The sequence below is a fragment of the Microcoleus sp. A003_D6 genome (assembly GCF_036702825.1).
GTDB lineage: Bacteria > Cyanobacteriota > Cyanobacteriia > Cyanobacteriales > Microcoleaceae > Microcoleus.
In genome coordinates this window covers 1-10,632 of sequence record NZ_JAUBWA010000177.1, presented here as the reverse complement: position 1 = coordinate 10,632, position 10,632 = coordinate 1, and the positions used below count along the sequence as shown (strand labels likewise).

The 10,632-nt window shown below is 42.8% G+C and carries 7 protein-coding genes; 5 read left to right on the top strand and 2 right to left on the bottom strand.

The window, feature by feature from the left end; translation table 11 throughout:
• The first annotated feature begins 825 nt into the window (after positions 1-825).
• The 5 genes from QUB70_RS29715 to QUB70_RS29695 all read left to right on the top strand — a co-directional run bounded on the left by QUB70_RS29715 (position 826) and on the right by QUB70_RS29695 (position 9,045).
• Positions 826-4,053 (top strand): efflux RND transporter permease subunit, encoded by a 3,228-nt coding sequence (locus tag QUB70_RS29715; RefSeq protein WP_332985270.1) that lies wholly within the window; start codon positions 826-828, stop codon positions 4,051-4,053.
• A gap of 357 nt (positions 4,054-4,410) precedes the next feature.
• Positions 4,411-5,541: a hypothetical protein gene (locus tag QUB70_RS29710; protein WP_332985269.1), complete on the top strand. Its 1,131-nt coding sequence runs from the start codon at positions 4,411-4,413 to the stop codon at positions 5,539-5,541.
• 189 nt (positions 5,542-5,730) lie between these two features.
• On the top strand, positions 5,731-6,912 hold the full coding sequence (locus tag QUB70_RS29705) for an RtcB family protein (RefSeq protein ID WP_332985268.1): 1,182 nt from the start codon (positions 5,731-5,733) through the stop codon (positions 6,910-6,912).
• A gap of 230 nt (positions 6,913-7,142) precedes the next feature.
• Complete coding sequence (locus QUB70_RS29700) at positions 7,143-8,288, top strand: AAA family ATPase (RefSeq protein ID WP_332985267.1); 1,146 nt, start codon at positions 7,143-7,145, stop codon at positions 8,286-8,288.
• A gap of 1 nt (position 8,289) precedes the next feature.
• On the top strand, positions 8,290-9,045 hold the full coding sequence (locus tag QUB70_RS29695) for a hypothetical protein (RefSeq protein ID WP_332985265.1): 756 nt from the start codon (positions 8,290-8,292) through the stop codon (positions 9,043-9,045).
• A gap of 124 nt (positions 9,046-9,169) precedes the next feature.
• On the opposite strand, the gene QUB70_RS29690 is transcribed toward QUB70_RS29695, so the two are convergent.
• Positions 9,170-9,529, bottom strand: a complete 360-nt coding sequence (locus QUB70_RS29690) for a DUF4278 domain-containing protein (RefSeq protein ID WP_332985264.1) — start codon at positions 9,527-9,529, stop codon at positions 9,170-9,172.
• Positions 9,530-9,767: 238 nt separating this feature from the next.
• Positions 9,768-10,112 carry a BON domain-containing protein gene (locus QUB70_RS29685; protein WP_332985262.1) on the bottom strand — a complete coding sequence of 115 codons (345 nt, stop codon included), beginning with the start codon at positions 10,110-10,112 and terminating at the stop codon, positions 9,768-9,770.
• Positions 10,113-10,632: the final 520 nt, after the last annotated feature.

Here is a 10,632-nt window from a genome sequence, read left to right as displayed (position 1 = left end):
AATTTTTTTTCTTGTGGAATGGGCATCTTGCCCGTTCCAGAATTTGATTAAAAGGATTTTTGCAAGAGGTCTATTAGTCATTAGTCATTAGGTGCGGTTTGACGGTAAAAATGGTGGTGTATACTCAGCAAGGCCAGAAACCCTGCTGAGTATATAAGCAACGGGAGGCTCGGGTTTTATGACTGGTTCAGGACACTGATAGTGGATAGTAATGCGCGATCGGTTAATGTGTATATCAACTTCGCAGAAATGGCTCAGAAGTAAGATTAAACCCTAAACCAGGGCAGCCCAAGCACTCAATCTGAGAATGGCTAATAAAAGATTAACAAAAAAAAGTAAAATGTTACCTTGATTTCGCACCCAAAAATACAAACATTTAACTCTGATTCTTAATACAAATATCCAAATATCCTCACAAATTTCTTTGAGCCGGCGATTGCCCATAGCAGTCTCCATTCAGCATGATTCTTACTCCCTCAGTAAGCTTTACAGAGTTTTAGGCGCTCTAGCTGCTGTTGCAAGCCCAAGTCGATACTTTACCGGAATTAGGTAGGGCTATTTTAAAAGCACGGTTAGAGATTGTGCTGAGTATAAACCCATTTGGGCGATCGACTACCTCTAAAGGAATATTCTAAAAAACATTTTTGACAATTTATTAAAATTTATTATACTACTTGTCAGGTGCGGAGCGTAAATATTCTCTCAATCCCTATGCAAAATAAAGCCTGACCGAAAACAATTTGGTTGCCAGCTCCGCGATTCATTCCTTTCCAGGCGGACTGAGTAAGTAAACTTTTCAATCAAAAATCAAAAATCAAAAATCAAATGACTCCCGACAAACCCGGATTCAGCATTAGCGCGACCGCGATTCGCCGCCACATCGGCACCCTCATGCTGACACTTGCTATTATGATCGTGGGCTTTTTTTACATCACCCAACTGCCCGTTGACTTGCTACCCTCCATCACATATCCCCGCATCGGCGTGCGCCTAGACGCCCCCGGCGTCTCCCCAGAAGTAGCAATAGACGAAGTTACCCGCCCCCTCGAACAAGGACTTTCCGCCACTGAAGGCGTCATGCAAGTTTTCTCCCGCACTCGCGAAGGACAAGTCAGCGTCGATTTATTCTTCAAACCCGGGGGAAACATCGACCAGGCCCTCAACGACGCCACCGCCGCTGTCAACCGCATCCGCAACCGACTTCCCGATACAGTTGAATCGCCCACTCTCTCCAAAGTTGACCCTTCCCAGCAGCCGATTTACGAATTTGCCCTCACTTCCAACTCCTTGCAAGGAGTTGATTTGCGCGTATTTGCCGACGAGGAATTATCCAGGGAATTAAACGTAATTCCTGGAATAGCAGCTATTGACGTTGCAGGCGGCGTGCAGGAAGAAATTCAAGTAAATATTGACTTAAATCGCTTGCAATCTTTAGGGGTCAGTATTTCCGACGTTTTATCCGCCCTCGAATCCCGCAACCTCGACACTTCCGGCGGGCGGCTGCGGCAAGAAGCAGCGGAACCTTTAACCCGCACAGTCGGGCGATTTAAAAACGCCCAAGAAATTCAGGCAATTTCTTTTCAAGCATCGGGTTCCAATCCGCCAAGACGAGTGTTTTTGCGAGATTTTGCTCAGGTAATTGACGGTACAGAAGAAGAGCGAGTTAAAGTATTTCTAAATCAGAAAGCAGCGGTAAAAATTAGCATTCAAAAGCAGCCTGACGCCAATACAATCTCAGTTGTAGACGGCATCAAAAAGCGGCTAGAAGAATTAAAAGAATCCGGGGCAATTCCCGAAGGTACGAATATTGTCAATACCTTCGATGAGTCTAAGTTCATCCGCGATTCTATTAGCAATGTGGTATTTTCTGGTTTAACCGGGGCTGTTTTAGCGGGGGCATCAGTTTTGCTGTTCCTCGCTTCCCTGCGCCAAACTTTGATTATTGTCCTGGCAATTCCCCTCGCAACTTTAATGGCGATTATTCTGATGGGAGTTTTTGGCCTATCTCTGAACGTCTTCAGTTTGGGCGGTTTGGCGCTGGGTGTGGGAATTGTGGTCGATAACTCGATCGTGATGCTGGAGAATATTGTCGAAGGAACCAGCAATAAAAACAGTGCAAACGGCAAGCAGCGCTTAAGTAACAAGCAGTTGATGCAGCAAGCCGAAAAAAGCAGCCAAGAATTAGAATCAGCTTTATTTGCTTCCACGATCACTAACTTAGTTGCCGTACTGCCATTTTTGCTAATAGGCGGCTTAGTTTCCTTACTTTTCAACGAATTAATTCTCACCATCACCTTCTCCGTCGCCGCCTCTCTGATTGTCGGATTGACAGTTGTACCGATGATGGCTTCTCGACTGCTAGCGCTGCGGGTATCCAGCGGTTTGAGCAACTTTGGGCCGCTGCGCGCATTCGATCGAGCTTTTACCAATGCTACCGCCGGCTACGGGAAATTTTTATCGGGAGTAGTGCGGTGGCGGTTGATTATCATTGCAGTAGCGATTATTGGATTGGGCGGCGGCAGTTGGCTGATGACTGGTCAAATCCCCCAGGAAATATTGCCCAGAATTAATACCGGTCAAGCGAGATTGTTTGCTTTATTTCCGGCCGGCACAAATTTGGCAACCAACCAAAGAATTATGGCCGAAGCTGATAAAATTATCCTCAGCCAACCAGAAACTCAATACACTTTGACTACGGTGGGCGGGCTGTTATTCGGCAACAATACGGTTGAGAATGTGCTGCGCGGCGGCTGCAACATTACGCTAAAACCGGGCACTAATACATTGGATTTTGTGCAGCGAGTTACGCAAGAATTGAATCAAAAAATTGATTTGCCTAAAAATACTCGTTTGCGTCTGAATCCAGAAAGTGTGCGGGGTTTGGTTTTAACTAATTCGCCAGTGCGCGGCGCTGAAGTTGATGTCCTGCTTCAGGGCGAAAACGAACAAATATTGCAGCAAGCCGGCCGCGAGATATTGGCAACTTTGGATGAGAAGGTAACTTTAGCTACTTTTCGCCCGGATGGAGACCCGCAGCAAACGGAAGTGCAGATTCGCCCCAACTGGGAACAAGCGGAAATCTACGGGTTGAATGCGAGGCAAATTGGAGAGGCGATTCAGACAGCAATTCAAGGTTCTGTTCCCACGCAATTGCAGCGGGGAAACCGTTTGGTTGATGTGCGGGTACAGTTCGATCGCGCTGCGGTTCAATCGATTTCTGCACTAAAATTTATTCCTTTAACTGCTAGGGATAACAGCATTATCCGCTTGAGCGATGTGGCGAATATTGAACTTGGAAAAGCGCCTGGGGAAATTCAAAGGCTTAACCAGCGCCAAGTTTTCATGATTGCTGGGAATATTAATAAGGGCGCAAGTTTGGGCGATGCTTTGAAACAAGTGGATGCAGTTTTGTCGGAAATCAAATTGCCGCCGGGAGTGCGAGTTATACCGAGTTCTGCGGCGGAAACTAACCGAGAATTGCAAAGTTCGCTGATTGTTTTGGGCTCTTTGGCGGCGTTTTTGGTATTTGTGGTGATGGCGGTGCAGTACAATTCGCTTGTCGATCCGCTGGTGATTATGCTGACGGTGCCGCTGGCTTTGGCTGGCGGGATTTTCGGGCTGTATGCGACTAAAACTGCGATCGGCGCAACGGTGATTGTGGGGGCGATTTTGCTGGTGGGAATTGTGGTGAATAATGCGATTATTATGGTGGAGTTGGCGAACCAAATTCTGGAAGATGAAAAGGTCGATCGCGCCACGGCAATTCTCAGGGCGGCACCTCAGCGCTTGCGTCCGATTTTGATGACAACTATTACCACAGTTTTGGGTTTATTTCCCCTAGCTTTGGGCATTGGAGACGGTTCGGAATTCTTGCAACCTTTGGGCGTGGTGGTGTTTTCCGGTTTGTCGCTGGCAACGCTGCTGACGCTGTTTATTATTCCCTGTTTCTATATTTTGCTGCACGATTTCTTTGGGATGTTTGCAGCGAACAAGAAACCGCAGGTGGTCGCTATTCCTGTGCAGAAGGCGGGGAGAAAGAATGCGAATTTGTAAAATGTAGCGTCAGCAAATACGCACTTTCCCGCAATCCGGCAGGGGTTTAAACCCCTGCCTCATAGCGAAAGTCGGTTCAAAACCGACTGTAGATTTTGAGGAAAAATACGATCTATTTCAGTCCTCTTTTAGAGGACTTTTGCTATGAGACAGGGAATTCATTCCCTGTCGGACTGTCGGATTTACCAACAATACTGGTACTGCATTTGATGTTAAGTTGACGCGCCGATAATTAGTCGGTAAGGTGCGTCAGTAAACAGTCTCTGACTCCCCAAAGAAATTCCCGACTGACGCACCCTACGATAAATGCTGCAAGATTTCAGTTAAAATAGAGCTTATTTACGCTGAAATATTTTTATGCTAATTTTACCAAAACATGAAATACAAATTGACTGGTCATTCTCATATATAAATCAACCCATTAATTCCGAGTGGGCGACGATCGTCAGTGGCGATCGCAAAAAAGTCACTTTAGTCGATCGCAACTTTTCGCCAAAATACGAATACCAGCTTCCCGACGAAATTAGCTGTTTAGCCATTAGTCCCAAAGGCGATATGCTGGCAGCAATTATGGCAAATGGCAATCATTTAGCAATTTTGACAGCAGACAACCAGCTAGTTTTTGAAGAACAACTACCTAACCCTCCTGTTAAAGTTTCATATTTGTATAACTATAATGGATTTCAGGATTGCTGGTTTGATGCAGACGGCTTGCGTTTTTGGTGCATGAAATTAATTGAATTCAGGGAAGTCGAGATTCAAATTCGCGATACCAGTTCGTGGCAAATCCAGCGAAAACTTCTGCTCAAAGACCCTATTGGAGGCAGTACATTCTCGTTTCACCCACATCCAGAAAATCAAATTTTAGCTCTTTGGGCTTGTTCCGGACAGCACGGACAACAAGTCTACTGGCTTTATGATGATGGTACAACAATCCACACCGTGGAAATTCCCTGTCACTATGACATAGGGCTTCCAGAATTTCATCCTGCTGGTAGTGAATTTTTGGTTGTACATGGTTGTGGGCGACAAATCAGCCGATTCAGTTTTCCTGACTGCAATCTAATTGGAATATGCGAATGGCCTTGGCCTGATTCTGATGACGGTTTTCACTACTATATGTGCTACCTTTCAGACGATCGCATTCTAGTTAATACTGATGAAGGGCTCCTGTATCTAATCGATATTGACAAAATGGAAATATCAGATGAACTAATTTTAATCGGTCACGAGCCACGTTCCTGTAAAGAACTTTACCCCACTCTTAAGGATCTTAAAGAAGAGGTTTGCGGTGACTTGCACTATTTCTATCGTTTTGATTCAGATAGCATTCTGTCCGTTCACTCACAAATCCTGACTCAAGAACCTGACTCTAAACAGAAGACATTAGTTATCTTCGGGGGAAAAGAGCTATTTGGTTCGCTGTCGAAGGTACAAGAATCCGCACCCTACAGTAAATTATTCATCGAATCTTTGGGAATCTCTTAAGGATTTTCAATACAGGACGCTTCTAGAATTAGTCGGTAGGGTGCGTCAGTCAATACTCTCTGACTCCAGATCGAAATTCTCGACTGACGCACCCTACGAGAATTAGTCTGTCAAATGCGTTTGACATGAGAAACATTTATGTTACAATAATACTACACAAACAAACTTGCAAAAGCAACTTAAACAAAAATGCCCTACGAAAAATTAGACATATCAGCCCCAAAACCAGTATTATCTTGGGCAAATCACGCCCTGGGCGAAAAAGAAACCAAGATGACCGCAAACGTAGCATCTTTGCCCTTTGTATTCAAACACGTCGCACTAATGCCCGACGTACATTTAGGAAAAGGTGCTTTAGTCGGTTCAGTAATTGCCACAAAAGAAGCGATTATTCCCGCTGCTGTGGGCGTGGATATTGGTTGTGGCGTAATTGCTGTAAAAATGCCTTTCACCGCCAACAAATTAGAAGGCAAACTCAAACAAATTCGCCTCGATATCGAAGCCGCAATCCCTGTAGGATTTTCCGAAAACAAAGAAGTAGAAACAACTGTCACCAACTGGCAGGGATGGGGAGAATTTAAGGAACTTCATCAAGGCGTACAGCACCAAAACAATAAAGCCTTAAAACAAATGGGTTCCCTCGGCGGCGGCAATCATTTTATTGAGGTTTGCGTTGATACTGAAAACTTTGTTTGGCTGATGCTGCATTCCGGTTCTCGCGGCATTGGGAATTTGCTCGCACAGCAGCATATCGAGACTGCTAAAGATTTAGCTAAACTGGCAGAAATTAATCTGGCTGATAAAGATTTGGCTTATTTTGTAGCCGGTACGCGGGAGTTTGCGGCTTACTGGCACGATTTGCAGTGGGCGCAAGATTATGCTCGTTTTAATCGCGATGTGATGATGAATCGGTTTAAGCGAATTGTGGAAAAGCACGTCGCGGGCGGCAAATCTGTTAAGCCGTTATTAGAGGTGAATTGCCACCACAATTACGCGGAAAAAGAAGTGCATTTTGGCGAAGATGTGTATGTGACTCGCAAGGGTGCTGTGCGCGCGGATGTTGAGGATTACGGGATTATTCCAGGTTCGATGGGGGCGAAGTCTTTTATTGTTAAAGGGAAGGGAAATGCTGAAAGTTACTGTAGTTGCAGTCACGGTGCTGGCAGATTGATGTCTCGCACTCAAGCGAAGAATGTATTTACTCTTGATGATTTTGTGCGGCAGACTGAGGGGGTTGAGTGCCGGAAAGATGAGCAGTTTTTAGATGAAATTCCGGGGGCTTATAAGTCGATTGATGAGGTGATGAGTCAGCAGTCGGATTTGGTGGAAGTTGTGGCGACTTTGAAGCAGGTGGTTTGCGTGAAGGGGTGATGGTGATAATCAGAAACCTGGTTTTTTACGAAATTACTGCATTTGAGCCTTGAACGCTCGTAAAAAACCCGGTTTTTTTTTCAGGAGTGGGTCTCCCAAAGTCGGTATTGACACAAGGCTTCTTAATGGTTTATAAATAAAGTGTAGAGCTTAGAATTATCCCGAATATTACTCGATTGCAAAAAAGTAAATACGTTGGGTCATATGAACAATAAAAACACTTTTAAATTATGAAGATTATTTCACTTAGGCTCAAAAATTATTTTTGGGAGTGGGATTTTGATGAAATTAACTTTTCATCAAACTTAACCCTTTTAGTAGGTGTATCAGGTGCAGGCAAAACCCAAATCCTGCGTGCAATTATCGATTTAAGACGTATTGCAAATGGAAAAGCTATAAATGGGTTTGAATGGAAAATCAGATTTTCTACGGTAAACGGTACTGAATTTATTTGGGAAGGTGGTTTTGATACTGTTGAAACAAATGAACTAAGTTTTGAGGATGATGAAAAAGAAAAACAAGATGAGCGAGAAAAATCTTCCTTAATTTATGAAAAATTGACCTCAAATAATCAGCTTGTAATTCTTAAGCGAAATCTGGAAGAAATTAGGTATAAAGATAGCCCAATGCCTAAACTTTCTTCGCATCAATCAATGATATATATTTTGAAAGAAGAAAGTGTGATTAAAGAAGCCTTTGATGCTCTAAATAAAATAGAATATCGCGATCATACAATAAACGGTCGGCGTCTTATAAACTCAAACCAATCTTTGCACTCGCTCAAAAATAAATACAAAACTTTAGACAGCATAGTAAATAGTGATGAGGATATTAGAACTAAACTATATCTGACTTATGAAAACAAGTTAGATATTTATGAAAAAATAAAGTCAAGATTTATTGACATTTTTCCACAAATCGGAGATCTAAAAGTTGAGCCTTTTAAAACTGACATCTTGCCTAAAGCAATTGCTGGGAAAATTCAGCCTGGTATTTCTATAAAAGAGAAATCTGTACCAAAATGGATTACAGAAAATAGGATGTCTTCGGGGATGTTGCGTACAATTATTCATATTGCCGAAATTTTTCTAGCAAATGAAGGTTCGGTAATATTGATTGATGAATTTGAAAATAGTTTAGGCATAAATTGTATTGACATCTTGACTGATGACCTGATTCACGAAAATAAAACCTTACAATTTATTGCTACAAGCCATCACCCTTACATTATCAATAATATTCCGTATGAATATTGGAAAATTGTGACTCGACAGGGCGGACATATTAGAATTTGTAATGCCTCAGATTATCATTTGGGTAAATCTAAACAAGACGCATTTATTCAATTAACCAAAATTCTCGAAAAACAATCATAGTATGAACTTCTATTTTGTATTTGAAGGGAAGACAGAACCGATTGTTTATAAGAAGTGGTTATCTGTACTACTTCCAGAATTGACAGAAGTGGATAGTTTTGATGCTGTAAATCAGAATAACTATTATTACGTAAGTGATATGGGCGTTCCTAGTTGCTACAGAGTTACTGCTAATGCTATCCAAGATATTAACGCTTTTCCTAAATATAATTACTTGGTACTATTTACAGATGCAGACCGTTTTACAGTTGCAGAGAAAAAAGCGGAAGCTGATGAGCAAATTAAGTTAGAATTAAAAGATAAACCTTTTAAAACATTACCGGAAAATTGCCAACTAAAAATTATTGTGCAGAAAGTTTGTATTGAAACTTGGTTTTTAGGCAATAGGAAGTTCTTTGTCAGACATCCACAACATAATTCAATTTTGAAAAAATACATCGAATATTTTGATGTAAGCACAAGTAATCCCGAAGACTTAGCGAGTGAATTTGTGCAAGATGAAGAAAATACAAAGGATATTTTTGGATATAAAACAAAAGCTCTGTTTCATGAAGGTTATCTTAGAGAAATTTTCAAAGAGCGTAGTTCTGCGTCAAACAAGAATTTTTATTACCGTAAACCTACACCGAGAGAAGTACAAGAAAAATATTACCTTGAACAACTGATAGCGAGAATTGAGGCCAATTCCGATCACTTACTTAGTTTTCAAGAATTTATAAAGTTTTGTAGGAAAATTAATGGGGAACCAAATAAATAATACATCGCCGTGGGCGCTGTGGGGAAAGGAGAATTCGATCGCACAAACAGCATCAAAAGGGGGAAATTGAGCTTAACTCGATTTCCCCCCTCTTGACAAACGCTTTGTTTTCTCAAGCTTTTCTCTAACACACCATCTGTCTCGACTCAATTTCTAGCAAGCGCAGCAGTCTTTCATCGCCATTGGCCTTGGCTGCTTGCTGTCTGCGATCGAGAATATTGCAAATATTCGCCTGGTGCACTTGCGCCACTTCCACAACTGTTGGGTAAGATTTAACCGCCGCTGCTGCGACATCCCGATCGCCAGCTTCAGCATCTCGCTTTTTGGTATAGTTTGTGCAGCCGTATTTTTTGGGGTTGGGAATGTGTCTCGGATACCGATAGTTCCAGTTTTGGCCCCGGTATTTGCCCGCAACTTCGCCTTCGATCATATCAACTGTCGGAATGTCGTACTCGTAGTTTGAGCCGCGATAAGTGAGTTTCATATTTTTTGATCCTTATAGGTCGATAAAAAGGGCAGTCAGGTCAGGGTTGGTTTTTTGGGCTAAAACTTTTTTAGTTTCTGTATTCAATTATACGGTTTTTTAAGAGAAATCGGTTGTATTTACAATAATTAATATTTTGAGGGGGAGACGGCAAGAAAAAACCCGCCGCAGCGGGTTTAACCGAGTTTTTGACTAATTCGAGCCGCACCCGGAGCGAAACTACTTCGGTTCCGAAGAACTAGCCGACTGTCACCTGATCGGTTTGCACGGCTGTGGCGCCTTCTTCAGCAGAAGCGATCGCCACCAACTTGTCGAGAATTGCCTGACTGGGAACTTGACCTTTGAGAACAACCGTGCTGCTGAGCTGAGCCACATAAACAGTCTCGATATCAGCAACTTCAGAATCGGCGTCAAAAGCTAAAGCCACCCGCTTCGCCAGACCGCTTTCGTCAAAATTTCCGTCTGGGCCGACTTTAGCAGGAGCGATGGATTGCGCTTGTGCTGCTTGCTGTACTACTTGTGCCATCGGTTCAGCCTGGGGTGCAGGCTTTTCGAGTCCGAACAGTCTTTTAAACCAACCCATATTAGTTGAGTCTCCTGAAAATACACTTTTTACACAATAGCTCTAGAATGCCAAAAGACTTGTAATTGTTGCAAAACTCAGCGAAATTTCTCAAAATGTTTTCCGGCAGACTTTCACAATCTCAAATCTCCTCTGATATCTAGATGTTGATTTGGCTATTTTATGTATATAGCGGTTCTCAGAAAGATTCGCGGACGTAGTTGGGCCCCGGCCCAATACGTTGAGTGGTTATATAAGCTCTCAGTCATACCTCATCTTTTTGAGAAAGGCTATAGTTCCCACTTTTACCTTGAAAAACCTACACAGCGCGCCGGAATACATTCCCGGTTTGTTTAACTACCGAGGACATCTCGTACCCGTCAGGGTAGAACATTTGCTGCCTGAATCCAAAAAATTTATCTGCTTCCCCAGTAGGAAGACTGAGATATTAAGGCATTCGGCACTTATAGGAAATACCCTGAAAACCCCGTGACTTCAGTCCGGGGATGAAAGGGAGTTGCAGGATTTATCCTGCCTACTA

What these genes read in the sequence shown, in the direction of transcription:
- QUB70_RS29715 (WP_332985270.1), top strand. Translation starts at nt 826, where the DNA reads ATGACTCCCGACAAACCCGGATTCAGCATTAGCGCGACCGCGATTCGC.
- QUB70_RS29710 (WP_332985269.1), top strand. Translation starts at nt 4,411, where the DNA reads ATGCTAATTTTACCAAAACATGAAATACAAATTGACTGGTCATTCTCA.
- QUB70_RS29705 (WP_332985268.1), top strand. Translation starts at nt 5,731, where the DNA reads ATGCCCTACGAAAAATTAGACATATCAGCCCCAAAACCAGTATTATCT.
- QUB70_RS29700 (WP_332985267.1), top strand. Translation starts at nt 7,143, where the DNA reads ATGAAGATTATTTCACTTAGGCTCAAAAATTATTTTTGGGAGTGGGAT.
- QUB70_RS29695 (WP_332985265.1), top strand. Translation starts at nt 8,290, where the DNA reads ATGAACTTCTATTTTGTATTTGAAGGGAAGACAGAACCGATTGTTTAT.
- QUB70_RS29690 (WP_332985264.1), bottom strand. Translation starts at nt 9,529, where the DNA reads ATGAAACTCACTTATCGCGGCTCAAACTACGAGTACGACATTCCGACA.
- QUB70_RS29685 (WP_332985262.1), bottom strand. Translation starts at nt 10,112, where the DNA reads ATGGGTTGGTTTAAAAGACTGTTCGGACTCGAAAAGCCTGCACCCCAG.